Source organism: Cellulosimicrobium sp. EB106-03-01-XG111 (assembly GCF_058792115.1).
The window spans coordinates 272871-297376 of the sequence record NZ_JBYTEQ010000005.1 but is presented as its reverse complement, the minus strand read 5'-3'; the positions used below and the strand labels follow the sequence as shown (position 1 = coordinate 297376).

Here is a 24506-nt window from a genome sequence, read left to right as displayed (position 1 = left end):
TACCGTCGAGGGGTGCTCGCTCTCCTCGCGCCCCTCGCCGCCGGCCTCGCCGCCGGGCTGTCCCTCATCGTCGCGATCGGTGCGCAGAACGCGTTCGTGCTGCGCCAAGGGCTCCGGCGCGAGCACGTGCTGCCCGTCGTCCTCGTCTGCGCGCTCTCGGACCTCGTGCTCATCGCGGCCGGGACGGCCGGCCTCGGCGCGCTCGTGACGGGCGCGCCCGTGCTCCTCACCGTCGTGCGGTGGGGTGGCGCCGCGTTCCTCCTGGCGCTCGCGGCGCTCGCCGCCCGACGCGCGCTGCGGCCCGGCGGCCTGGACCCGGCGGCGGGCGCGGGGGTGACGTCGGCGCGGTCGGCGGTGGGCACGTCGCTCGCCCTCACGTGGCTCAACCCGCACGTGTACCTCGACACCGTCCTGCTGCTGGGGTCGCTCGCCGCGGGCTACGCCGCCGCCCACGCGGGCGGGGCGACGGCCGGAGGCGCCGACGCCGCCCGGTGGCTGTTCGGTGCCGGGGCGATGGTGGCGAGCGTCGTCTGGTTCACCGCGCTCGGCTTCGGGGCGCGGCTGCTCGCGCCGGTCTTCGCCCGGCCCGGGGCGTGGCGGGTGCTCGACGGCGCGATCGCCCTGGTCATGGCGACGATCGGCGTGTCCCTGCTGCTGGGCGGCTGAACGGTCGGGGTGCAGGCCGCGGCACGGCGCACGAGGCGGTGGGGCGACGGCGTCAGGGCGTGGGGTCGAGCTGGTAGAACGTGCGGATGCGCTGCTGGGTCGCCGGGTCGATGCGGCGGCGAGGGCTCGTCGAGCCGCCGGCGTGCACCGCGATCCACGAGCGCAGGACCGTCGGCTGGACGTCGACGACGCGCGCGAACTCGTCGACGGTCGGCCACGTGGGCTGCGGCGTGCGGACGCGCGGCCCGCTCGCGGCGAGGTGCAGGTCGTCGCCCCAGGCCATGGCCTCGGCGGTCGACGGGAAGCCCCCGATGCGGCCCGGCGTCGGGTACGGCTTCTCGAGGCACCACTCCGTGCCGCGCGCGACGATGCGGTACGCGCCCTCGGGTGCGTGCGCCTCGTACTCGTCCGGTCCGGTGTTCCCCCAGTTCAGCCCCATGGGCCACATCTTCAGCGGAAAGCGCTGTCAGCGGAAGGGACCTAGGTCAACTTCACCCGCTGCTGCTACTGGACGCTTGTCCAGTTCGCGTCTAGCGTGAGGAGCAGCCGGTGCCGCATCTCTGCCCCCTGCTGGTGCGGCACCGGCAACCACCCCCTCACCCCCGCGGCAGCCGCTCGGCGTCCCGGCGGTAGAGCGCGGCGTGCTCCCGCAGGTCGTCGCGGCCCGTCGTCCGGGCGCGCTCCTCGGTCCAGTCCGCGAGGTCGAGCAGGCGCTCGCGCATCGTCCAGAGCACGACGGCGACCCCCGGCGCCGCGTCCGGCCCGTACGCCTCCAGCAGATGGGCCAGCCGCTCCTCGGGACGCACGTCCGCGGGCGCCGGCATGTCCTCGCACCAGCCGCACATCCGGTAGGCCAGGTAGGCGAGGTCCCACGCGCGCGGCCCGGGCGCCGCCATGTCGACGTCGATGAACCCGACGACCTGGTCGCCGTCGTGCACCATGTTGTAGGGCGCGACGTCGTTGAGGCACACGACCTCGGCCGGCTCGCGCACCGGCGAGCGCCACACCGCGGCCGGGGGAGCGAAACCGACCGAGGCGTCGTGCACCCGGCGCAGCATCTCCGCCGCCTGCTCGCGCGCCGCGGGCGTCCACACCCAGTCGGGGACGGGCCAGCCGCCCGTCTCGCCGGGGATCCAGCCGAGCACCTCGCGGCCCTGCTCGTCGAGCCCGAGCGGCGCGGGCACGAACGACACGCCCTGCGCGCGCACCCAGGCCAGCAGCGCCTGGACGGTCGGCGTCCACGGGCCCGCCGAGCGCCGCACGGTGTCCCCGCGCCGCACGACGTCGTTCACGTTGCCGCCGGTGAGCTCCTGCTCGGTCGTCGTGTCCTCCATGGCCCCGATCCTGCTCGGTGGACCGAGCCGGGCACAGCGATTAACGGTCTCCGACGAGCGCCCAGGCGCCGGGCCGACGACGCAGCCCACTACGATGCGGAGGTGAACGCGGACGCGAGCTGGTTTGACGAGGCGACGTCGGGCAGCGACGTCGGTCGCCTCGCTCGCGAGGTCGCGTGGGCGGACACCCCGCTGGGGGAGCCCGAGACCTGGCCGGTCGCCCTCCGCCACGCGGTGCGGCTGTGCTTCTCCACCCGGTTCCCCGCGATGCTCGTGTGGGGTCCGGAGCTGACGCTCCTCTACAACGACGGGTACCGGGACCTCCTCGGCACCGACAAGCACCCGAGCGCGCTCGGGGCGCCGGTCCGTGCGGTGTGGCCGGAGATCTGGGACGACGTCGAGCCGCTGTTCGACGCGGTGCTCACCGAGGGCCGCGCCACCTGGAGCGAGGACATGCCCCTCGTGATGAACCGCTCCGGCTTCGACGAGGAGACCTACTTCACGTTCTCCTACAGTCCCCTCGTCGACGACGACGGACAGATCGCGGGCGTCCTCGACATCGTGACGGAGACGACCCGGGAGGTCGTGAACCAGCGCCGCCTGCTCACGCTCGGGGAGCTGCACGCCGTCCTGCCGACGACGGCGGGCAGCCTCGCCGCGTTCGCCCGGCCGGTGGTCGAGGTGCTCGCCCGCAGCGCCGACGTCGCACGCGTCGCGTTCTACGCCATCGACGGTCCGCGCCCGCGCGTGCTCCTGGAGGCGGGCCACGCGGCCGACGCGACGGAGGCCGACGCCGTCGGGCGCACCCTCACCACCGGGCAGCGCGAGGTCGCGGCGGGCCGCGTCGTGAAGCCCCTGCGGGACGCGAGCCCGCGGGGCGCCGCGGGCGTGCTGGTCCTCCAGGCGGCGCCCGGCCGCCCGTGGGACGACGACTACGCGCGCTACCTCACCGGTCTCGCCACGACCATCGGTGCGGCGCTGCGCGACGCCGCGCGGATGCGCACGACCCTGGACGAGCTGCGCCGTCGGGCGGAGCGGTCGGAGGAGGAGACGGCGCGCGCCCGCGAGCTCGCGCTCGTGCTCCAGCAGGCGGTGCTCACCGAGCCGCCGCAGCCCGAGGACCTCGAGGTCGCGGTGCACTACCAGCCCGCGACCCACGACCGCGACATCGGTGGTGACTGGTACGACGCGTTCGTGGCGTCCGACGGCGTGACGACCCTGGTCATCGGCGACGTCGTCGGGCACGACCTGGGCGCCGCCGCGACGATGGGCCAGCTGCGCGGCCTGGTGCGCGCCATCGGCTACGACAGCGGCGCGACCCCGGCCCGCCTCCTCGAGCGCGTCGACGCCGCGATCGACGGCCTCGCCCTGGGGATCAACGCCGTGGCGACCGCCGTCGTCGCCCGCATCGAGCAGAGCGACGACGAGCGCTCCCGCGGCGTGCGGACCGTCCGCTGGTCCAGCGCGGGCCACCTGCCCCCGGTCGTCGTCCGCGCGGACGGCGCGGTCGAGGTGCTCACCGTGCGCAACGACCTCCCGCTCGGGCTGCGCCCGGGCGCGGGCCGGCACGACCACACCGTCGAGCTCGGCACCGACGACACCCTCGTCCTGTACACGGACGGGCTGGTGGAGCGCCGCGGGCACAGCATCCGGGACGACGTCGCGGCGCTCGCCGACGCGCTGCGGGGCCTGGCGGGCGCGAGCCTCGACGACGTGGTGCGGACGGCGCTCTCCCAGGTCCTCCCCGGCGACGCCGAAGACGACGTCGCGCTCGTCGCGCTCCGCACCGGACCGCAGGCGGCGGCCGTGCGCCGCGACGCGTCGGGCGCGCCGGTGGCCGTCGCGGTCTGACGTCCGCCGCGGTCAGGGCGTGACGTCGACGCGTGCGGACGGCGGCGCGGCGTCGACCCACGTCAAGTGAGGTGGTCGTAGTCGCCGCGGACCCACGCGGCGTGCCGCTGCGCGGAGCGGAGCACGACCGCGCGGGCGTCGGCGGGGATCACGCCCTCGAAGTTGTTGTAGAGCCGCTCGAACGGGCGCCGCGCCACGCGCTCGGCGACCCGCAGCACGACGGCCGCAGAGAGCGGGATGCGGTTGGGGTAGGACCGCATGAAGCTCACCGACGTGCGGTCGGGGTTGGCGAAGATCGTGTCGCCCGAGAGCAGCACGCCCCGACCGTCGGCGCCGGCGGCCCAGTGCACGACGGCGCTCCCGGGGAAGTGGCCGCCCGGCTGCGAGAGCACGACGCCCGGCAGCACCTCGCGCTCGCCGGTCCACGTCTCGACGACCCGGTCCGGCCGCGCGACCCAGTGCGCGTCCGCCTCGGCGACGAGCACGGGGACGTCGCCGAGCGCACGGCTCCACTCGACCTGCACGCCGAACATGTGGGGGTGGCTCGCGGCGATCGCGACGACCGGGCCGAGCGCGCGCACCTGCTCGACGGCGGCGTCGTCCACGTAGCCGGGCGGGTCCCACAGGAGGGTGCCCGCCGGGGTGCGCACGATCTTGGCCTGCTGCCCGATGCCGACGCTCGGCGAGCTCGTCAGGCCGAAGAGGTCCGGCTCGAGCTCCTCCAGGACGAGGCGTTCGCCCGCCGCGGCGAGCTCGGCGAGCGTGGTCCACGCCTGGCCCGTCGCGGGCACCCACTGGCGCTCGTCGGCGCAGATCGCGCACACCGCCGGTCGCTCGGCGTGCTCGACCGCGCACGTGCGGCAGATCCACCAGCCCGCGTCCGGGGTCGGGTCGGGGGAGGGCGCGGGCGTCGTCGTCATGGCACAGGTCTACCGTGCCCCGCCGACACGCGTCTCCTGAGAGACTGTCGCCCCCATGATCTCCACGCTCCTCGTCGCGCACCCCTGGATGTCGCCGCTCGCGCTCGCGGCCCTTGTCGTCGTCGGCCCGTTCGTGGGCTCGTGGCTCGTCGGGCGCCGCCGCCTCACCGGCGCGCTGCTCGCGCTGTCCCTCGTGCCGCTGCTCCTGCTGACGCTCGTGCCGGTCGACCGCGAGCTGTACGCCGTCTGCACGGTGAGCTGGGTCCTGCCGACGCCGGCCCGGGTCGAGCTGTTCGCGAACGTCGTGCTGTTCGTGCCGCCGGTCCTCCTCGCGGCGCTGCTGCTCCGCCGGCCGCTCGTCGCGCTGCTGGGCGGGGTCGTCGCGTCGGCGCTCGTCGAGGTGTTCCAGGCGCTCGTCCCGGCGCTGGGCCGGTCGTGCGACACGAACGACTTGCTCTCCAACTCGATCGGCGCGCTCGTCGGCGCGGGGATCGCCGTCGTCGCGCTGGGTCTCGCCGCGCGACGGTCGCGCACGACGGACGACGACCGCGTGCCCGCGACCCGCGCGTCCTGACGGTCGCGGCCGAGCGCCCGGTCGGGCCCGGGCGCCCGGGCGCAGGACCTGAGGACGGACACGGTGTGGGAGCGCTTCCACGGAGCGTGCTCCCCGGGTTAGCGTGGTGGTCCGGGCGCGTCGCCCGTCACCGCCGACAGGACCACGCCGGGAGTACGCCATGCCGACCACCACGCTCGACGACGTCGCGGCCGCCGCGCGCGTGTCGCGGTCGACGGCGTCGCGCGTCGTGCGCGGGACGGGCCCCGTCTCGGACGAGGCGCGCCGCGCCGTGCTCGCCGCGGTCGACGAGCTGGGCTACGTGCCGCACCCGGGAGCACGTGCGCTCGCGAGCGGTCGGGGCGAGCGCGTCGTGGTCGCGGTCGGGTCGCCGTCGGCGGACCTGCTCGCCGACCCCTACGTCGCGCGCGTCGTCGCGGCGGCGAGCCGCACCGCGGACACCCAGGGCGTCGGGGTGGCCCTGCGCTGGCTCGGCCGCGACCCGCAGGAGGAGCTGCACCGCCTCGCGCGCGACCCCGGCGTGGGCGGCGTGCTGCTCGTCGACTACTCGGCGGACGTGCTCGCGAGCGTCCCGCGCGAGCTCGTCCCGCGCGTCGCGGCGATCGGCCCCGCGGACGGCCGCGTCCCCTCCTACGACGTCGACGCCGCCGCCGGGATCGCCGCGCTCGTCGAGCACGTGCTCGCGGACGGGCGGCGCGACGTCGTCATGCTCACGGGGCCGGGCTGGCTGCCCGGGTCGCGGCGTGCCGTCGAGGCCTACGAGAGCGTGGTCCGGGCGGCCGGGGTCCCCGCGCGCGTCGTCGCGGCCGACCTCTCGTGGTTCGCCGGCGCGGAGGCCGCGCGCGAGGCGCGACGGCGCTGGCCCGGGATCGACGCCCTCGTCGCGATGAGCGATACCCTCGCCGTGGGCGCGATGCGCGCGCTCGCGGAGGACGGCGTCCGCGTGCCCGACGACGTCGCGGTCACCGGGTTCGACGACCAGCCGTTCGCCGAGCAGGCCGGTCCCGGCCTGACGACCGCCACGCACCCGGTGGAGCGCATCGCGGCCGCCGCGACCGCGGCCCTGCTCGGACGGCGGCACGACGACGAGCGGACGTTCCCGTCCGTCGTCGTGCGGCGCACGAGCGCCTGACCCGGCCGCCGGGACGGTCCGGCCTCAGGCGGGGAGGTCGTGCGCGAGCAGGTCCTCGCGCAGGTGCCGGGCGTACCCGCCGGGCGTGCGCCCGACGAGGCGCGCCGATGTCAGGACCTCGGCGGACGCGTCGGCGACGACGCGCGCCCCCGCGGCCCGGGTGCGCTCCACGAGCCCCACGTCCTCGTGCTCGGCGACGGGCGCGAACCCGCCCGCGGCGTCGTGGGCCGTGAGGCGGACGCCCAGGTTGGCGCCGTGCACGTGCCCGTTCGCGTGACCCGGCCGGTGCGTCGCGAGCCACGCGCGCGCCCGGTCCGGCGAGAGCGCGGCCAGCTCGGGGCGGACCGTCCCGACCACGACGTCCGCCCCGGCGTCGGCCAGGTCGAGCTGACGGGTCAGCCAGTGCTCGGGCACCGCGGAGTCGGCGTCGGTGCACGCGAGCCACGTGCGGGCGTCGGCACGGTCCCGGCGCACCCCGAGGGCAGCGACCCCCGCGCGCACGCCTGCCCGACGCGCGCGCCCGACGTTGCCGTGCGCGACCTCCACCACGCGCACGCCCGCGGCCCGGGCGACGCGCGCGCTGCCGTCGGTGCAGCCGTCGAGCACGACGACGACCGCGACCCGCACCCCCGGGCGGTCCCGCGCGACGGCGGCCGTCGCGCGTCCGAGCGCCGCCAGGCAGCGGGGCAGCAGCTCTTCCTCGTCGCGGGCGGGGACGACCACGACGACGCGCTCGATCGTGCCTGCCGACCCGCTCCCCGGGGCGCTCACAGCAGTCCCGTCGCGCGCGCGACCGAGACCGCCGGACGGCGGACGAGCACGTCGAGGACGAAGTCCTCCTCCACGTGGTGCGCGAGCCGGTCGAGCTCCGGGCGGGCCGCGAGGCGCGCGTGCACCTCGTCGCCGCCGAGCGGGTACTCGACGACGTCGTGCCGCCAGTGGCACGCGACGAGCACGCCGTCGTCGGCGAGCGACGCCGTCGCCCGGTCCAGCGCGCGGTCGAGGTCGTCGCGACCGTAGTAGTAGAGGACCTCCGAGAGCACGACGAGGTCGAACGTGCCGTCGGGCCACTCGTCCGGGGTGTCGAGACGCAGCAGCTCGACCTCCGGCCCGAGGCGGCGCCGCGCCTGCGCCAGCGGCGCCTCGGCGACGTCCACGCCGACCACGCGGTCGCAGCGCGCGGCGAGCTCGGCCGTGAGCACGCCCGTCGAGCACCCGAGCTCGAGCGCGGCCCGGAACCGCGGCCGCGGGAGGCTCGCGAGGAGGACGGCCCGCTTGCGCTGCTCGTACCAGCGCGTCTCGAACCCCCACGGGTCGCGTCGGCCCGCGTAGAAGCGCTCGAAGAACCCCGCGCCGAGGCTCGAGCCCGGGTCTGCGGGCTCCTTCGCGACCCGGCGGCCCGACGCGTCGACGAGCACCTCGACGCCGCGGCCCGCGTGCCGGAGCATCTCCGGGCCGAGCGTCGCCTCGTCGCCGGGTGCCGCGGACAGCGGCTCGACCTGCGTCACGTGGGCGGCGAGGGCGCGCCGCTTGGCCTCCCTGGCCCCCGCGGCCAGCGGCAGCGCGCGCAGGGTCGGCCACGGCACCGCGTCGTCGCCCGGGTCCGCCCAGTGCCACAGCCACACGGGGTACTCCAGGAGGCGCAGACCGAGGCGGTCGGCGACCTCCGCCGCCACCTCGCCCGCGATCCGGTGGTCGCGGTGCCCGTCGCCGCGCCACGGCGCGCACAGCACCACCGACGACGGCGGCACGTGCTCGCCGCTCGGCCCGGCGAGCACGTCGTCCACCACGTCGCCGAGCACGCGGGCGAGGTCGTCGCGGTGCTCGCGCAGACCGCCGTCGGGCAGGCCGGGCAGCACGACCCGGGCCGCGGGCGCCAGGACGGCCACCGCGTCGGCCACCTCCGCGCGGCGGACGGCGCGGAGCCGCTCGGGGGAGATCGTCGTCGAGCCCGCGTGCGACGCCTCGCCGTCCGTCGCGACCACCACGGTCACCGCGGCGCCGCGGCCGGCCAGCTCGTGCACGAGCCCCGCCGCGCCGAACGACTCGTCGTCGGGGTGCGCGGCGAGCACCACGAGGTGCGCGACCTCGCCCACGTCGAGGCGCGGGACGTCCAGGATCCCGGCGCGCACCCACGCGTCCTCCGACGTGCCGGGCTCGCGGTGGTCGAACGTCACCACGCCGTCGTCCCGTGCGCGAGGAGGGCGCGGCCGAGCGACGCGTCGTCGCGCTCCGCGTGGTGCTGGCGCACGTACAGACCGAGGTCCGCGACGCGCCGCGCGAACCGCTCGTCCGTGGTCAGCGGGCCCGGGCCGAGCGCGTGGGCGCAGCGCCGCTGCACCTCCTCGACGACCTCCGCGACGACGCCGCGCACGCGGCGCGCCAGCAGGGAGGCGTCCGGGCCGTCCACGCCCGCATCGACGGCGCTCGCGGCCTCGGCGAGGACCGCCCGGCCGGCGGCGAGCGCGCGGTCCGTCGCACCGAGGTGCGCGAGCGCGAGCTGGTCGGGCTCGCGCGCCGCGAGCGCGTCGCGCTGCGTCCGCGCCAGCCCGACGGCGCCACCCCACCAGCATGCCGCGACGCCGATCCCGCCCCACGCGAACCCCGGCCGCTCCAGGTACCAGCCGGGCGCCCCGACCGGCACGGCCGGGACGTCGTCGAACCGGACCGCGGCGCTCACGACCTGGGCGAGCCCGCGCGCGACCCACGGCCCGTCGGCGGGGACGACGCCCGGCGCCCGCAGCGCGACCGCGAACAGCCGCCGACCGGCGTCGGTCCACGCCGTGACGAGCGCGTGCGAGAGGTCGGCGGCGAGGGAGCACCACGGCTTCGTCCCCGAGAGGACCCACGCGCCGTCGCGCTCGTGCGCCTCCAGCCGGACGCCGGGACCCTCCGCCGCGTACACGCCCCACGTGCTGTCCGGACCCGCCCCGACGGCGTCGAGCGCCACGGGGACCGGGACCTGCCCGAGGATCGCGAGGGCGTCGAGGTGCGGCTCGACGACGCGCGCGGCGCCCACGTCCGTCGCGGCGAGCGAGGCGAGCGCGCCCCAGAGCTCGGCGGTCCGCCCGTCGCCGGGGAACGGGGCCCGGGCGCCGATCGTCCGCGCGTGGTCGAGGAGGGCCGCGACGTCGGTCCCGGCCGCGTCGATCGCGGCGAGCTCGTCGGGCCCGACGAGCGCGGGTCGGTCGGCGAGCGGGGTCGACGGCGGGCCCAGGTACAGCGGGACGAGGCCGGGGGTGATGGGTCGAGCGAGGTCGGGCATGTCGCGGCTCCCGAGGGTCGAGGGCGGGCCTCGTCTCGACCCGCCACGACCGTAACCGCGGGGGCGTCGCCGGGCGCGCCCAACCCCGGGTCGGGCCGTGTGGGAAGACGAACAGGGCGCGACGATGCCGGCGCCGGCGCCGGCGCCGCGGGCGCAGGGGAGCCGGGGGCGCCGGCGTGGTCAGTCGCGCCGCGGCGTCGTGCCCGGGCCGGTGCCCTCGTCGTCCGCGCTCGTGCGCCCGGTCTCGTGAGCGTCCGTGTCCGTGTCGGTGTCCGACGACCGGCCGTGCGACTCGCGGAGGGCGCGCGCCTGCTCGACGGCCTCCTCGCGCTTGGCGGCCTTCTTGTCGCTCGCGCGCGTGTCGCGCGGCGGGAGCTGGATGCGCTCCTCCGCAGGCATGCCGCTCTGCAGCTCGCGGCTGCGCTCGACCTCCGCGTCGAGCTCGGCGCCGAGCAGGAGCGCGAGGTTCGTCAGCCAGAGCCACAGGAGGAAGATGATGACGCCCGCGAGGGTGCCGTAGGTCGCGCCGTAGTTGCTCAGCCCGCTGCCGAGGTACAGGCCGAACGCCGCCGAGGCGACGACCCAGACGAGGATCGCCAGGACCGCGCCCGGGCTGACCCAGCGGAACTTGGGCTGCTTGATGTTCGGCGTGAGGTGGTAGAGCAGCGCGACGAGGATGACGACGAGCAGGAGCGCGACCGGCCACTTCGCGACCTGCCAGACGGCGATCGCGGTGTCCCCGAGGCCGACGAGCTCGCCCACCTGGCGCGCGATCGGCCCGGACAGGACGAGGCTCCCGACGACCAGGCCCGCGAGCAGCACCGTGATGACGGTGACGCCGAGCATCACGGGGCGCAGCTTCCAGATCGGGCGCCCCTCCTCGATCTCGTAGATGCGGTTCATCGACCGGGAGAACGCGCCCACGTAGCCGGACGCCGACCACAGGGCCAGCACGACACCGATGACGAGCGCGAACCCGGCCTTGTCCGTGTTGGCGGCGTTCTCGACGAGCGGCTCGATGATGCTGAGGGTGCTCGACGGCACGACGCCCTCGACGCTCTGCAGCACCGAGTCGACGGCCTTCTGGCCGTCGCCCACGAGCCCGAGGATCGACACGAGCGCCAGCAGCGCGGGGGCCGACGCCAGCACCGCGTAGTACGTCAGCGCGGCGGCCAGGTCGGTGCACTGGTCGTCCATGAACTCGCGCACCGCGCCCTTGACGGCGAAGCCCCACGACGGCTTGCGCAGGTCCGTGGGGGAGTCGGGCTTGTGGTCGGCGTCGGGGGCGGGCCGCGACTCCTCGTCCCGTGCGGTGCCGGACGCGTGGCGTCCGCTGCTGTCGGTCATGGCGGCCTCCTCGGTGGGCGTCGCCTCGGCGCACGACGCTCGCGTCGGTGGACGGCCTCGCGGCGCGTCCCGGACGAGCACCACGCTCCGTGCGCCGGGCTCCACCCGCAAGCGGAGCGCCCCCGCGTCGGCGGCTACTCCAGCCCGAGGTCCTGCTGCGCGGCGTGCAGGGCGTCGGCGGACGCGCGGAGCTGCCGCTCTTCGGACGCCGACATCGTGAGGTCGAGGACCTGCTGGACGCCGCCGGAGCTGATGACGCTCGGCACGGAGAACGCGACGCCGCCGATGCCGCGGTAGTCGTCGTGCACGGTGCCGACGGGCAGCACGGCGTGCTGGTCGCTGACGACCGCCTCGACGATCCGGGCACCCGCGAGCCCGATCGCGTAGTTCGTCGCGCCCTTGCCCTCGATGACCCGGTACGCGGCCTGGCGCACGTGGTCGGTGATCTCGTCGAGCTCGCCGTGCGTGAAGTGATGGCCGTCGGGCGAGACCCAGTCGAGGATCGGCACCGGCCCGATGCGCGCCTGCGACCACAGCGCGAACCCGGTGTCGCCGTGCTCGCCCACGATGTCGGCGTGCACGCTCGTCGTCGCGACCTGCGCCTTGTCGGCGATCAGGCGCCGCAGCCGGGAGGTGTCGAGCACCGTGCCGGACGAGAAGACGCGGGACGTCGGCAGGCCGCTGATCTGCTGCGCGGCCACGGTCAGCACGTCGCACGGGTTGGTGACGATGCAGTAGACGGCGTCCGGCGCGTGCTCCAGGAGCTGCGGCAGCAGCGTCTCGAGGATCCGGACGTTCGTGCCGGCGAGGTCGAGCCGGCTCTGGCCCGGGTCCTGCTTGGCGCCGGCCGTGATGACGACGACGTGCGACCCCTCCACGACCGACGGGTCCGCGCCGCCGACGACCTGGCTCGCCCCCGTGAACTGCGTGCCGTGCGCGAGGTCGAGCACCTCGGCCTCGACCTTCGCGCGGTTGATGTCGTAGAGCGCCACCGTCCGTGCGGAACGGCGGATCAGCGCGGCGTACGCCAGGCTGGTCCCCACGCTCCCGGCGCCCACCACCGTGACCTTCGAGCTCTCGACGCGTGTCATGGGACCACGCTACGCACACGGCGTCCCGGCGGCTCGCGAGAACGGGCCGAAGAACGCGCACAGCGACTCTGGCGAAAGAGATGGCGAAGGAGATGACAGAGCAGGTGCAGCCCCGGGCGCTGCTCGAGGCGAAACTCGTGGCAGCAGACCTCGCCCGAGCGGTCTCCGATCTTCCGGCGGGGCTTGGCAAGGTGATGTCGTCCATCCGACCTGATGCCTGAGGACGCAGCGGTACCCTCCTCGAGTCGTTCGACCGGCGTACCTGCGCCTCGGTCGAGGACCACGTCCCGCCGCTCGTCGAGTCGCTGCCGCCGACGCGATCGTCGTGACCGCGGGGCGGTCCGTGAGGATCACCTCGGGAGGGCTCAGAGCGTCCAGCCCACTCGCGCTGCCATCGGGCCGCCGCACGCTTCCGACCCTCCGACGCGGACCCAGTCGACGGACCTCTCGGTCTCGGCGAGGACGGCTCCGGTCTCGTCGAGGGCGCGCAGCCCGACCGGGTTGGTCCGCGAGAAGACCGTGAAGGACCAGGTGTCACCCTCCCGTGAGGTCGCGATGGCCGGCTCCTGCGCGTCGGGACCTGCGGGCAGCGGTGGTTGCCACCCGGCGTCTCCGCCATCGCGCACCTGAAGATGGTGCACCTCCTCGGTGTCGCCGGTCAGCACCACCTCGAGGAGATCGGCGTACCCGATCGCGGGGCAGGCCTCGGCGCCGCCGGAGAGCCGCGAGACGAGGAGCGCCACGACGACCAGCGCCCCGACGACCACGAGGCTCGTCCCCGCCCAGACCGGCAGGCGCACGCGCCGAGGTCTCGTCTGCCGGTGCTCCCGGTCGACGTCCTGCTCCTCCATGAGTGCCCCCTCGTCCGAACCGGTCCCGGTGCCGTGCACGTCGCGGAGGACGACCCTGGCCGCGCACGACACCGAGGTCCATCATGGCCGATCCGCCGCCCGGTCAGGCGGTGCGCACCCGTTCCCGCGGGTCCATCCAGGTCTCCTCGCGGAGGTCGGGTGCGGCGGCGTCGACCGCACCCGGTTCGCCCGCCGCGGGTGATGCCGCGCCTCGCTCGCCGTCCTTACGGTCGAGCCGATGCCCTCCGCCGCGCCGCCCTGCTGCGCGCCGGTCGGCGACGACGCCGCACCCGCCCACCGCACCACGGCGTCGGTCCGCACGGCCCAGGACAGACGGGAGAGAGTGGATGAGCACCGAGCCCCGCCGGACGGTCGTGGGACCGCCCCTGCCTCGGGAGCGGTCGTTGCCGTTCCCGCCCCGCCGCTCCGGCAGCGTCGCGGGCCGGACGATCCAGGAGTCGACGTACTCCCCGCGCCCGCCGGAGCGCCACCTGCCTCCGGACGCGCCGAACGTCGTCGTGATCCTCATCGACGACGCGGGGCCCGCGCTCCCGACGACGCTCGGAGGCGCCGTCCGCACCCCGACGCTCGACCGGGTGCGCGCGAACGGCATCGGGTACAACCGCTTCCACACGACCGCGATGTGCTCCCCGACGCGCGCGTCCCTGCTCACGGGGCGCAACCACCACCGGGTGGGCAACGGCCAGATCGCGGAGCTCGCGAACGACTGGGACGGCTACTCGGGGCACATCCCGAAGAGCAGCGCGACGATCGCGGAGGTGCTGCGCCAGTACGGGTACGCGACCGGCGCGTGGGGCAAGTGGCACAACACCCCGGCGGAGGAGACGACGTCGGCCGGCCCGTTCGATCGCTGGCCCACCGGGTACGGGTTCGAGTACTTCTACGGCTTCCTCGCCGGTGAGGCGTCGCAGTACGAGCCGCACCTCGTGCGCAACACGACCCCGACCCTGCCGCCGAGGACCCCGGAGGAGGGCTACCACCTCAGCGAGGACATCGCCGACGACGCGATGCGCTGGCTGCGCGACCACAAGGCGAACGCGCCCGACAAGCCGTTCTTCGTCTACTGGGCGACTGGCGCGCTGCACGGGCCGCACCACGTCATGAAGGAGTGGGCGGACAAGTACGCCGGGGCGTTCGACGACGGGTGGGACGTCTACCGGGAGCGGGCGCTCGCGGGCGCGAAGGCTGCGGGCTGGGTGCCCGACGACGCGGAGCTCACCCCGCGCCCGGAGAGCCTCGCGGGGTGGGACGACATCCCCGACGACCAGAAGGCGTTCCAGGCGCGGCTCATGGAGGTCGCCGCAGGGTTCGGCGAGCACGCGGACGTCCAGGCCGGGCGCCTGCTCGACGAGGTGGAGCGGCTGGGCTACGGGGACGACACGATCGTCGTCTACGTCTGGGGCGACAACGGCTCGTCCGGGGAGGGGCAGAACGGGACGATCAGCGAGCTGCTCGCCCAGAACGGCATCCCCTCGACGGTCGAGCAGCACATCGCCGCCCTGGAGGAGCTCGGGGGCCTCGACGCGCTCGGCACGCCCGCGACGGACAACCAGTACCACGCCGCGTGGGCGTGGGCCGGGTCGTCGCCGTACCAGGGCATGAAGCTCCTCGCGTCCCACCTCGGCGGCACGCGGAACCCGATGTTCGTCAGCTGGCCGGGGCACATCGAGCCGGACCCCGTGCCGCGGACGCAGTTCCACCACGTCGTCGACCTCGTGCCGACGATCTACGAGATCCTCGGCATCTCCCACCCGGAGACCGTGAACGGCGTCCCGCAGGACCCGATCGACGGGACGAGCCTCGCGTACTCGATCGACGACGCCGGGGCCGAGGGCCGCCGTCGGACGCAGTACTTCGAGATCATGGGCAGCCGGTCGATCTACTCCGACGGCTGGATGGCGTCGGCCACCGGCCCGCGCCTGCCGTGGGTCCAGGGGATGCCGGCCGGGATCCAGACGTGGACCCCGGACCAGGACCGGTGGGAGCTCTACCACCTCGACGAGGACTGGAGCCAGGCGCACGACCTCGCCGCGGAGCACCCCGAGAAGGTCGCCGAGCTCAAGGAGCTCTTCGCGATCGAGGCGGCACGCAACGACGCGCTCCCGGTGGGCGGCGGGCTGTGGGTGCCGGTCATGCACCCCGAGGACCGGATCAGTCCCCCGTACACCGCGTGGGACCTCTCGGGGGACACCGTGCGCATCCCGGAGTTCTGCGCGCCGGCGCTGGGCAACCGCCCGAACCGGGTCGAGATCCGGCTCTCCGTCCCCGACGCCGCGGACGGCGTGCTCTACAAGCTCGGCGGAGCGGGCGGCGGGCTGACCTGCTTCCTGCTCGACGGCGTCCTCACCTACGAGTACAACCTCTTCCTCGTCCAGCGGACCGTGGTGCGGTCGGCCGCGCCGCTCGCGGCCGGCGACCACACGGTCGAGATCGTCACGACGTACGTCGAGCCGCGGCCGGGCGGGCCGCTCGACGTCGTGCTGCGGGTGGACGGCGAGGAGGTCGGCTCCGGCACGGTGCCCGTGAGCGCGCCCCTGCTGTTCTCCGCGAACGACTGCCTCGACGTCGGGCGCGCGTACGGGGGTGCGGTGTCGCGCGCGTACGCGGACCGGATGCCGTTCGCGCTGAACGGGCGCATCGACGGCGTGCACGTCGCGTACCTGTGACGCGACTTCACACTTCCCGGGTGAGGACGCGGGCGCGTCCGAGGGCGAGCCTGGGGGACGGAGCCCGTGCGCCGCGCGGGACGGACGCGGGGAGGACGCGACGATGACGCAGGAACTCAGCGACGGGCCCGGTGGCGGGCTCGACGACCTCCGGGAGAGCGGGCCCGTCGACTTCCTCGTCGTCGAGCTCCCCACAGACCGCGCGACGGGCGACGCCGCGTTCCCCTACCTCGTCGACCTCGTGGACCGCGGCATCATCCGCGTGCTCGACCTCGTGGTCGTGCGCCGCGAGGACGACGGCGGCGTGACGGCCGTCGGGCTCGAGGAGCTCGACGACGGGTCGACGGAGCTCGCGGTGTTCGAGGGCGCGCGGTCGGGGCTGCTCGACGACGACGACCTCGCGCAGGCGGTGAACGCCGTCGAGCCCGGCATGACGGCCGTCGTGCTGGTGTACGAGAACGTCTGGGCGGCGCCCTTCGCGACCGCGCTGCGTCGCAACGGCGCCCAGCTCGTCGCGAGCGGGCGCATCCCGGTCCAGGCGCTCATCGCGTCGCTGGACGCCACCGAGCCGGTCGGCTGACCGGCGCCAGGAAGGAGACCACCGTGCCAGGACTGCTCCGCGGCGTCGCCCGCACCGCCGTCGTCGCCGGGACGGCGACCGCCGTCTCGAACCGCGTCTCGCGCCGCCAGGCGGGCCGGTGGGCCGCTCAGGAATCGGCGCAGGAGCCGCAGTACGCGCCCCCGCCGCAGCAGCCGCAGTACGCGGCCCCGCCGCCGCAGTACGCCGCGCCGGCCCCGGCGGCCACCGACGCGCGCATCGAGCAGCTCACGCAGCTCGCCGCGCTCCGGGACCAGGGCGTCCTCACCCCGGCCGAGTTCGAGGCCCAGAAGGCCCGCATCCTCGCCTGACACGGTCGGCCGGCCCTCGCGCGGGCCGACCCGGCACGGAAGGACGAGCATGACCCGGACCCGCACCGCCGACCCGGGGCGCCGTCTGCGGCGTGAGGCGTGGGGGTTCGCGGCCGGGTCGCTGTGCTTCCTCGTCGGCGCGCTCCCGCCGTACGCGGGCGCGGTGGGCGCCGTGGCCACCGGGGTGACGTTCGTCGTCGGCTCGGTCTTCTTCACGGCCGCGGCGTTCGTCCAGCTCGGCCTGAGCGGGCGGCGCCCGCCCCGCGCGGGCACGCCGCCCGCCGACCGCTGGGACTGGTGGTCCGCGGCCGTGCAGCTCGTCGGGACGCTGTGCTTCAACGTGAGCACGACGGTGGCCCTCGTCGCGGCCGTGAAGGACCCGGCGGCGCTGTGGGCGGGGTGGAGGCCTGACGCCTACGGCTCGGTCGCGTTCCTCGTGTCGTCGGCGCTCGCGGTCCTCGCGACGCGCGACCGGGGCCACCTGTGGGACACCGACGCGCGCACGTGGCACGGCACGTGGCTGAACATGATCGGCTCCGTCGCGTTCGCCGCGTCCGCCGTCGGGGCGTACGTCGACCCGTCCACGGGGACGTACGTGAGCGCGTGGTGGGACGACGCCGGGACGCTCCTCGGCGCCGTCTGCTTCCTCGTCGCGGCGCTGCTCTCGCGCCGGGCGGCCGGCGCCCCGGCCCGCACCGACGCCGTCCCGGCCGGATGACGCCCCCGCGTCACCCGGCCGGGTGCTCCGGGGGTCAGGAGCAGTCGGTCGCCGCGTAGTCGGCGTCCACGGCCGCCGCGGCCGTCCCGGCGCTCGCGCTCCCGGCGTCGACCGACGCCGCGCGGACCGCGAACGACTGGTACGCCGCCCGGCCCGGCTGGACGTCCGCCACCGTGCGCTCGCCGTACGGCGTGCGCAGCGTGACGTCGGCGGGCGCGTCACCGGTGTTGCGCGCCGTGACCGCGACGTAGGCGCCGCCGGCGAGGCAGCGGCTCGTCGCCTGGACCGCGAGGGCGGCCGGGGCGGTCGGGAGCTCGACCGTCGGACCGTCGAGCTCGACGACCGTCACGCTCGACCCGGAGGTCGAGGTCCACGTCGTGGCGGGCGTGAACGACCCGCGGTCGAGGTCGGCCTGCGTGACGACGTGGTACGCGAAGGTGCACGTGTACGACCCCTCGGCCGGCAGGTTCCGGTACCGGCAGTTCTGCGCGGCGTTCGCGGGGTCGAGCCCGGACAGGTTGCCCGTCGGGACCACCTGGGTCGCGGCCGTCGAGAGGTTGCGCACGTCGAACGTGAAGCTCAGGCGGTCGCCCACGGCGTACGTCTCGCGCGGGTTCGCGTGCGTGCCGCGCACGCTGATGTTCCCGGGCGCCCCGAAGTACACGCCCGGACCCTCGTGCTCGACGGTGGTGACGGTCGTGCCGGAGGTCGACGTCCACGTCGTGCGCGGGGCGAAGAAGCCCGCGTCGAGGTCGGCCTGCGTGATCGTGTGCCGGGCGGACGTGCACGTGTACGCCGCGCGCGCCCCGAGGTTGCGGTAGCGGCAGTTCGGCGCGCCCTGCGCGGGGTCGAACCGCTCGAGGTCCCCCGTCGGGGAGACGGTCGTCACGGCGTCGGACAGGTTGGTCACCGTGAAGGAGTAGGTGACGACGTCGCCGACCCTCCAGCCGCCGGCCGGCGTCGCGCTCGTGACGCTCGCCGCGGTGACCTCGACCTCGCCGGGCGTGCTGCTCGGGGCCGCGAGGAGCCAGTCGTGGTCGAGCTTGGCGAACCGGATGCCGCCCCCGCCGCCGCCCGGCTCGTAGAGCAGGCCGACGGTCCCGTCCGCGAGCGTGGCGAGCGTCGAGTACGCCATGCCGCCCGGCTGGAAGACGCGCGCGACGGGCCACGTCTCGCCGTCGTCGTAGCTGACGCGGACGGTGCCGTTGACGCGCCCGGTCTGCGACGCGGCGTTCGAGAAGAGGAGCACCTTCGCCTCGGCCGACCCCTGCGGCGCGTTCGGGTAGGCGCGCACGATCGACGCGTTGTTGGTCGGGTCGGGCAGCTCGGTGTCGAGCGTGACCGGCCCGTACGTCACGCCGCCGTCGGTCGAGTACGCGACCTTGCGGTACTTCGACCCGGCGGAGTCGCGCGAGTTGAGCATGACGCGCCCGTCCGAGAGCTCGACGGTCTTGTTCTCGTCCATGCCCGTGCCGACGGGCTGTCCGACCTGCCACGTGGCGCCGTGGTCGTCGGAGTAGACGGACACGGCCTGGAACTGCCCGGACCCGTTGATGATCGTGTACTGCTGCACGAGCCGTCCCGCGTGGGGGCCGTACCGGAGCTGGATCCCCTGGCCCGACGCGGCGAAGCGCGAGCGCCACCCGAGGTCCGCGGTGACGTCGGCGGTGATGGTGCGGTGGGTCCACGTGCGTCCGTCGTCGGTGGAGGCGGAGACGTTGGCGTGGATGACGTCGCGCGCGGTCGGGTCGACGCCCGGCCGGGAGCCGCCGAAGCCCTGGTCGTACGACTTCACGTGGAAGTTGAAGATCGTCCCCGTCTCCCGGTCGACGACGTAGCTCGGGTCGGAGTAGCCCTCGATCGGCGCGGTGGTCTTCCCGGCGGCGACGACCTCCTGCGGCCCCCACGTGACGCCGTCGTCGGTGGAGCGGCGCTGGAGGATCGAGTTCGGGCCGGGGGAGTCGGCCGCGGTGGGGCGGCCGTCGTACGAGGCGAGGACGTCGCCGTTGGGCGCGACGGTGAGCGCGGGGATGCGGTAGTTGGGGAAGCCGCCCTGGCCGTTCGTCGCGAGCTGCTGCTCGGCGTACGAGCCCGGCCCCCCGGTCGCGGGCGCGAGGTCGAAGTCGGGGGCGAGGGTCGTGTGGTGGGCCGACGCCGTCGTGACGGGGGCGACGACGCCGCCCACCGCGAGCGTGAGCGCCGCGGCGAGGGTCACCGCGCGGTGCGCGGGTCTGCGGAGGTGTCCGATCATGCCGTTCCTTCCGGTCGGTGCTCGGCGCGGGCGGACGGTCACGGAGGAACGCGGCGACGCTGCCGAGAACGCTTGAACAGATGATGTCAGATGTCTGACGTCAGGAAGGTAGCCCGGCGGGTCGGCAGGGTCAAGGGCGGCGCGCGGACAGCACGACGCCCGCCGGTCGCGCGAGGTGCGCGACCGACGGGCGTCGGTGCAGGGAGAGCTCTGCGGCGGATCAGCCGCGGCGGGTCCGGCGGGACACGAGGACGATCGCGGTGCCCGCGGCGGCGAGGACGGCGGCGATCCCGGCGTACAGGGCCGCGCTCACGCCGGTCTCCGCGAGGCCCGGGTTCGCCGCGGAGGCGCTGACCGTGCTCGAGACCGGGACGACGCCGGCCGGGTCGCCCAGCCCGGGCGGGTTCGTCGCGCAGTCGGGCGACGCCGGCGGGTAGACGGTCGTCACGACGACGTGGGGGTTGACCTCGAAGCGCACGTCGACGGAGGGGCGCACCCAGTCGTACTCGTCGCCCTCGACCCACCGGCCGTCCTCGAGGCGCCAGCCCGGCCAGTCGACCCCGCGGCCCGCGTCGTCGACGACGGCGCCCGGCCACAGGAGGCGGCCCGAGAGTGGGAGACCGCTCTGCACGACGCTCTCGCCGTCCGGGTTGATCCACGTGACCGTCGCGGTGTCGTGGTCGGTGCCCTCCACCTCGATCGCGTAGTCGAGGTACGCGGCGTCGCTCTCGCACACGGGCGCGAGCGTCGTGAGGCGCATCGACGGCTCGGTCGGCACGTAGGTGTCGCCCTCCGCCGCGTGAGCGGGCCCCGCGAGGAGCGCGGCGGTGGCGGCGAGAGCGGCGGCGGCGGTGGCCCGCCCGGCGGCGCGGCGCCCGGTCGAGGTGCTCATGGTGGTTCCCGTCGGGTCGTGGTCGGTCGGGTCTCGGCGGGCGTCGTCCACGGGCGCCGCCGTACCCCCGCGGACCAGCGGGACCGGAGCAGCAGGGGCACGGGCGTGTCGGACACGAGAGGCGGCACCGCCGTCGTCGCCGATGCCCGCACCTGCAGGGGGCTGTGGTGCGGGCATCGGCTGGCCCTCAACCTAGACACCCAACTGGACAGGCGTCCAGTTCTCGAGCGGGTGAAGTCCGGGCGGGTTCGACCTGACCTGGACGTCGGGTCAGAGGCCCTGCCAGTCGGGCTTGGACGCGTACGTCTGGCGGTAGTAGTCGCCCAGCTGCAGGCGCGAGGCCGCCGCGTCGTCGACCAGGACCGTGGCGTGGGGGTGCGTCTGCATGATCGTCGCGGGCCACATCGCGCTGATCGGACCCTCCACGAGCTGGTGCACCGCCTCGGCCTTGCCCTTGCCCGTGGCCAGCAGCACCAGGTGCCGCGCCGACATGATCGTGGCCAGACCCTGCGTCAGACAGTGCTGCGGCACCCGCTCCACGTCGTCACCGAAGAACCGCGCGTTGTCCTCGCGCGTCTGCGCCGTCAACGTCTTGATCCGCGTGCGCGACGCCAGCGACGAGCCCGGCTCGTTGAACGCGATGTGCCCGTCCGTCCCGATCCCGAGGATCTGCAGGTCCACACCCCCCGCCCCCGCGATCGCGTCCTCATAGGCCGCGCACGCCGCCACCAGGTCCTCGGCGTTGCCGTCCGGGCCCTGCACCGCACCCGGGGCGAAGTCCACCCGCGAGGCGATCTCGGTCTCGATCACGTTGCGGTACCGCTCCGGATGATCGACCGGCAACCCCACGTACTCGTCCAGCATGAACGCCCGCACCCCCGCGAACGACAACCCGTCCTGCACATGACGACGCACCAGCTCGTCGTACACCTTCAACGGCGACGACCCCGTCGCCAACCCCAGCACCGACCCCGGCCCCGACCGCACCACCGCCTCCACGGCATCCGCAGCCAGCACCGCCAACCGCTCCGCCGGAGCGATCACGACCTCCATCAGACCCTCGCCTCCTCGCGCACCGTCCGGTGCTCCACCGCGACGACGTCGCCCGTCTCGACCGAGCGGTACGCCGCGTCGATCACGGCGAGCGACGCGCGCGCCTCCTCGATCCCGTAGTCCGGCGGTCGGCCGGCCAGCACCGCCCCGACCACGTGCCGCAGGTACGCCGCCGCGGCGACCTGGCCCGCGTCGGCGGCGATCGCCGTGCGCCCGTCCGCGCCGAACCGCGCGACGGCCGGGGCGTCGTCGTCCGCGACGGCGTGGCCGTGCGACCCGAGCAGCCGGACCGACGACGTGGTGGGCGTGCCGCCGGGCGCGAACGGGACGCGCCCGAGCGTGACGGTCGCGGTCACGCCGCGCTCCAGCTCGAGCGTGACGACCGCCGTGTCCTCGACCCCGGCCTCGCGGTGCGGCTCCAGGAAGAGCGACCCCGCGAACGCGTGCACCTCGAGGGTCCGCAGGCCCGTGAGGTGGTGCGCCGCGTCCGCGCAGTAGCCGAGGAAGTTCAGCAGCTCGCCGCCCCCCGAGAGGGCGCGGTCCACGACCAGCTCCGGACGCTCGACCGACGTCGCGAAGTGCGCCCCCGAGGCGAGGAGCTCGAGGTCCAGGTGGCGCGGCAGGCCCACGTGGCCGGCGTCGACCCACGCGCGCAGGCGGCGCAGCGCGGGCGCGTGCGTGCGGTTCACGACGGCGCACGTCCGGCCCGTGCGGGCGGCGACCGCGACGAGGTGGTCGGCGTCGGCGAGGGTCGTCGCGACGGGCTTGTCGACGAGCACGTCGAGGCCCGCCTCCAGCAGCGCGGCGGCGAGGCGGGCGTGCCGGGTCGGCTCGGCGCACACGACGACGAGGTCCACCGCGCCGCCCAGGGCCTCCGCGATCTCCGTCACGTCGGCGACCTCGGCGTACGGCACCCCGGCGCGCTCGGCGACGGCGCGCGAGTCGTCGCGCACCCAGCCGGGCGCGTCCGCCTCCTCGACGACGCCGACGAGCTCGACGCGGTCGTCGGCGCCGAGGATCCGCAGGTAGTCGGCCGCGTGGCGCACGGCCGACGCGAACGCGACGCGCAGGGTCGTGCTCATGCCGCCACCCCCGCGGTCGCGTAGCCGGGGACGTCGGCGACGCGCTCGCGTCGCCCGGAGACGAGCGAGCGCTGCGCCGCGAGCGCGGTCGCGAGCGCCGCCCGCACCTGCGGCGTCGTGACGACGGGCGCCGCGTCGCCGCGCACGACGTCGAGCCAGTGCGCGAGCTGGAGCCCCAGCGCGCCCTCGACGGAGACGGGCGGGGCGGTCGTGGCGTCGGAGTGCAGGCCGTCCTCCTCGGTGGTCGAGTGCGCGAGCGTCCCCTCGGTCCCCACGAGCACGACCCGGCGCACGAGCTCGCCGCGGCGGCGCAGCGCGTAGCAGAGCTCGAGCGTCGCGAGCGCGCCCGACGCCGTGCGGAGCTGCACGTGGAACGAGTCGGGCGACTCCATGTCGGGCGAGAACGTGCGGAAGCCGCGCGCGAAGACCTCGACCGGCTCGTCGTCGAGCAGCCACGTCGCGGCGTCCATGATGTGGGTCCCGTTGTGCACGGGGTGCCCGCCCGAGAGCTCCGGGTCGAGCTGCCAGCCGCGCCACCCGGCGGGCCACGCGTGGCCCGTGTACCAGGAGATGTGCGCGAGCCGCGGGGTGCCGATCTCGCCCCGGCGGGCCGCGGCGGCGAGCGCCGTCACGGCGGGCTGGAAGCGCACGGTCTGCCCGACGACGAGCGTCGTGCCCCGGCCCTCGGTCGCCGCGACCATGGCGTCGAGCTCGGGCAGCGACAGCGCCGCCGGCTTCTCGACCTGGACGTGCTTGCCGGCCTCGCCCGCGGCGATCGTGTCGCGCGCGTGCGTCGGGGTCGCGGTGACGACGTCCACGGCGTGCACGGCGTCGTCCGCGAGGGCGTCGTCGAGGGACGTGGTCGCCCGGGCGCCGGGGACGAGCGCCGCGAGCGCGCGGGTGCGCTCGAGGTCGTGCCCGACGACCCAGCGCACGTCCGCGCCGTCGAGCGCCGCGAGCGCGGTGAGGTGCTCGCGGGCGAACGCCCCGATGCCCACGACGGCGATCCCGACGGGGCGGCGGCTCGACGGTCGCCCGGCCGGGGGGAGGTGCTGGGGTCTCACGCCGTCGTCACCCCGAGGGCCCGGTCGATCGGCTGGTAGTGCGAGGCGACGGCGTCGCGGAACGCCTCGACGTCGCCGGCCTCGGCGGCGTCGAGCATCGCGCCGTGCGCGCGCGCGGTCTGGTCGAGGTCGGCGGCGACGGAGAGCCCGAGCTTGGGGATCACGGCGGTGTGCACGTCCCAGAACGCGGCGACGAGCTGCCCGACGAGCGAGTTGTCGAGCCGCGCGAGCAGGCCGGTGTGGAACGCCCGGTCCTGGGTGGGGAACGACAGGCCCTGCGACGCCGCGGCGACCATCTCGTCGACGAGGGCGTGCAGGTCCGGGTTCGACGTGCCGGCGAGGCTCGCGACGATGCGCTCGGCCATGGCGAGGTCGAGGGCCTGGCGCACCTCGACGACGTCGCGCAGCGCCCGCAGGTCGTCGCCGGGGGAGAGCACGCCGCGGAAGACGAGCGCCTCGACGAGCGCGTCGAGCGACATGCTGCCGACGAACGTGCCGTGCCCGTGCCGGACCTCGACGATGTCGAGGGTCGACAGGGTGCGGATCGCCTCGCGCACGCTCGACCGGGAGACGCCGAGGTGCTCGCACAGCTCGGCCTCGGTGGGGAGCGGGTCCCCCGGGCGCAGCCCCTCGCCGAGGATGAAGTCCTTGATCCGGTCGGCGGTGGTGGTCCGCCGCGGTGCGGTCGCACCGGTGCTGCCGGCTCTGGAGGCGTCGAGCGTCGCGAAGCTCCTCCGCCGTGGTGTCGCCATCTTGACCCCTTCGGTTTCTGGTCCTAGTGTCATGCTACACAACGTCAGACATCAGACATCTTCTCTC

At 75.5% G+C, this 24506-nt stretch carries 23 protein-coding genes; 8 read left to right on the top strand and 15 right to left on the bottom strand.

The window, feature by feature from the left end; all coding sequences use genetic code 11:
* Nucleotides 1-12 precede the first annotated feature (12 nt).
* Nucleotides 13-666 (top strand): LysE/ArgO family amino acid transporter, encoded by a 654-nt coding sequence (locus AC3WT4_RS06955; RefSeq protein WP_492315086.1) that lies wholly within the window; start codon nucleotides 13-15, stop codon nucleotides 664-666.
* Nucleotides 667-718: 52 nt separating this feature from the next.
* Here the strand turns inward: AC3WT4_RS06955 and AC3WT4_RS06950 are convergent, their stop codons facing one another.
* On the bottom strand, nucleotides 719-1105 hold the full coding sequence (locus AC3WT4_RS06950; RefSeq protein ID WP_255180107.1) for a hypothetical protein: 387 nt from the start codon (nucleotides 1103-1105) through the stop codon (nucleotides 719-721).
* Between the two features lie 157 nt (nucleotides 1106-1262).
* On the bottom strand, nucleotides 1263-2000 hold the full coding sequence (locus AC3WT4_RS06945) for an aminoglycoside phosphotransferase family protein (RefSeq protein ID WP_492315085.1): 738 nt from the start codon (nucleotides 1998-2000) through the stop codon (nucleotides 1263-1265).
* 102 nt (nucleotides 2001-2102) lie between these two features.
* On the opposite strand from AC3WT4_RS06945, the gene AC3WT4_RS06940 reads away from it, so the two are divergent.
* Complete coding sequence (locus tag AC3WT4_RS06940; protein WP_492315084.1) at nucleotides 2103-3851, top strand: SpoIIE family protein phosphatase; 1749 nt, start codon at nucleotides 2103-2105, stop codon at nucleotides 3849-3851.
* A 62-nt stretch (nucleotides 3852-3913) separates the two neighbouring features.
* On the opposite strand, the gene AC3WT4_RS06935 is transcribed toward AC3WT4_RS06940, so the two are convergent.
* A complete protein-coding gene (locus AC3WT4_RS06935; protein WP_257418394.1) occupies nucleotides 3914-4771 on the bottom strand; it encodes an MBL fold metallo-hydrolase in 858 nt (285 codons plus the stop codon).
* Nucleotides 4772-4826: 55 nt separating this feature from the next.
* Here AC3WT4_RS06935 and AC3WT4_RS06930 point away from each other — a divergent pair, with 55 nt between their 5' ends.
* Both AC3WT4_RS06930 and AC3WT4_RS06925 read left to right on the top strand, forming a co-directional pair.
* Nucleotides 4827-5345 (top strand): VanZ family protein, encoded by a 519-nt coding sequence (locus AC3WT4_RS06930; protein ID WP_492315083.1) that lies wholly within the window; start codon nucleotides 4827-4829, stop codon nucleotides 5343-5345.
* 160 nt (nucleotides 5346-5505) lie between these two features.
* On the top strand, nucleotides 5506-6477 hold the full coding sequence (locus tag AC3WT4_RS06925) for a LacI family DNA-binding transcriptional regulator (protein ID WP_492315082.1): 972 nt from the start codon (nucleotides 5506-5508) through the stop codon (nucleotides 6475-6477).
* 24 nt (nucleotides 6478-6501) lie between these two features.
* Here the strand turns inward: AC3WT4_RS06925 and AC3WT4_RS06920 are convergent, their stop codons facing one another.
* The 6 genes from AC3WT4_RS06920 to AC3WT4_RS06895 form a co-directional block, all read right to left on the bottom strand.
* Nucleotides 6502-7248, bottom strand: coding sequence for a glycosyltransferase family 2 protein (locus AC3WT4_RS06920; protein ID WP_400112216.1), 747 nt, complete (start codon nucleotides 7246-7248; stop codon nucleotides 6502-6504).
* Nucleotides 7245-8654, bottom strand: a complete 1410-nt coding sequence (locus AC3WT4_RS06915) for a PIG-L family deacetylase (RefSeq protein WP_492315081.1) — start codon at nucleotides 8652-8654, stop codon at nucleotides 7245-7247. Before AC3WT4_RS06915 ends, AC3WT4_RS06920 begins: the two co-directional genes overlap by 4 nt.
* Nucleotides 8651-9742, bottom strand: a complete 1092-nt coding sequence (locus tag AC3WT4_RS06910; protein WP_492315080.1) for an acyl-CoA dehydrogenase family protein — start codon at nucleotides 9740-9742, stop codon at nucleotides 8651-8653. Before AC3WT4_RS06910 ends, AC3WT4_RS06915 begins: the two co-directional genes overlap by 4 nt.
* A gap of 180 nt (nucleotides 9743-9922) precedes the next feature.
* Nucleotides 9923-11089: a YihY/virulence factor BrkB family protein gene (locus AC3WT4_RS06905; RefSeq protein ID WP_492315079.1), complete on the bottom strand. Its 1167-nt coding sequence runs from the start codon at nucleotides 11087-11089 to the stop codon at nucleotides 9923-9925.
* Between the two features lie 134 nt (nucleotides 11090-11223).
* A complete protein-coding gene (locus AC3WT4_RS06900) occupies nucleotides 11224-12180 on the bottom strand; it encodes an L-lactate dehydrogenase (RefSeq protein WP_492315078.1) in 957 nt (318 codons plus the stop codon).
* A gap of 365 nt (nucleotides 12181-12545) precedes the next feature.
* A complete protein-coding gene (locus tag AC3WT4_RS06895) occupies nucleotides 12546-13031 on the bottom strand; it encodes a hypothetical protein (protein WP_400112197.1) in 486 nt (161 codons plus the stop codon).
* Between the two features lie 347 nt (nucleotides 13032-13378).
* On the opposite strand from AC3WT4_RS06895, the gene AC3WT4_RS06890 reads away from it, so the two are divergent.
* The 4 genes from AC3WT4_RS06890 (at nucleotide 13379) to AC3WT4_RS06875 (ending at nucleotide 17345) form a co-directional block, all read left to right on the top strand.
* A complete protein-coding gene (locus AC3WT4_RS06890; RefSeq protein WP_492315077.1) occupies nucleotides 13379-15718 on the top strand; it encodes an arylsulfatase in 2340 nt (779 codons plus the stop codon).
* 103 nt (nucleotides 15719-15821) lie between these two features.
* Nucleotides 15822-16298, top strand: coding sequence for a DUF6325 family protein (locus AC3WT4_RS06885; RefSeq protein WP_492315076.1), 477 nt, complete (start codon nucleotides 15822-15824; stop codon nucleotides 16296-16298).
* 23 nt (nucleotides 16299-16321) lie between these two features.
* Nucleotides 16322-16627 (top strand): SHOCT domain-containing protein, encoded by a 306-nt coding sequence (locus AC3WT4_RS06880; protein ID WP_074804491.1) that lies wholly within the window; start codon nucleotides 16322-16324, stop codon nucleotides 16625-16627.
* A gap of 49 nt (nucleotides 16628-16676) precedes the next feature.
* A complete protein-coding gene (locus AC3WT4_RS06875) occupies nucleotides 16677-17345 on the top strand; it encodes a hypothetical protein (RefSeq protein WP_400112190.1) in 669 nt (222 codons plus the stop codon).
* 34 nt (nucleotides 17346-17379) lie between these two features.
* Here AC3WT4_RS06875 and AC3WT4_RS06870 read toward each other — a convergent pair whose 3' ends face one another.
* From AC3WT4_RS06870 to AC3WT4_RS06845, 6 genes are all read right to left on the bottom strand, one after another.
* Nucleotides 17380-19596 carry a sialidase family protein gene (locus AC3WT4_RS06870; RefSeq protein WP_492315075.1) on the bottom strand — a complete coding sequence of 739 codons (2217 nt, stop codon included), beginning with the start codon at nucleotides 19594-19596 and terminating at the stop codon, nucleotides 17380-17382.
* A 220-nt stretch (nucleotides 19597-19816) separates the two neighbouring features.
* Nucleotides 19817-20488, bottom strand: a complete 672-nt coding sequence (locus tag AC3WT4_RS06865) for a peptidase (protein WP_492315074.1) — start codon at nucleotides 20486-20488, stop codon at nucleotides 19817-19819.
* Between the two features lie 270 nt (nucleotides 20489-20758).
* Complete coding sequence (gene nagB, locus AC3WT4_RS06860; RefSeq protein WP_492315073.1) at nucleotides 20759-21541, bottom strand: glucosamine-6-phosphate deaminase; 783 nt, start codon at nucleotides 21539-21541, stop codon at nucleotides 20759-20761.
* A complete protein-coding gene (locus AC3WT4_RS06855; RefSeq protein ID WP_492315072.1) occupies nucleotides 21541-22623 on the bottom strand; it encodes a Gfo/Idh/MocA family protein in 1083 nt (360 codons plus the stop codon). The genes nagB and AC3WT4_RS06855 overlap by 1 nt, the downstream gene beginning before the upstream one ends.
* On the bottom strand, nucleotides 22620-23687 hold the full coding sequence (locus AC3WT4_RS06850; RefSeq protein ID WP_074804503.1) for a Gfo/Idh/MocA family protein: 1068 nt from the start codon (nucleotides 23685-23687) through the stop codon (nucleotides 22620-22622). The genes AC3WT4_RS06855 and AC3WT4_RS06850 overlap by 4 nt, the downstream gene beginning before the upstream one ends.
* A complete protein-coding gene (locus AC3WT4_RS06845; protein WP_083384878.1) occupies nucleotides 23684-24439 on the bottom strand; it encodes a FadR/GntR family transcriptional regulator in 756 nt (251 codons plus the stop codon). Before AC3WT4_RS06845 ends, AC3WT4_RS06850 begins: the two co-directional genes overlap by 4 nt.
* Nucleotides 24440-24506: the final 67 nt, after the last annotated feature.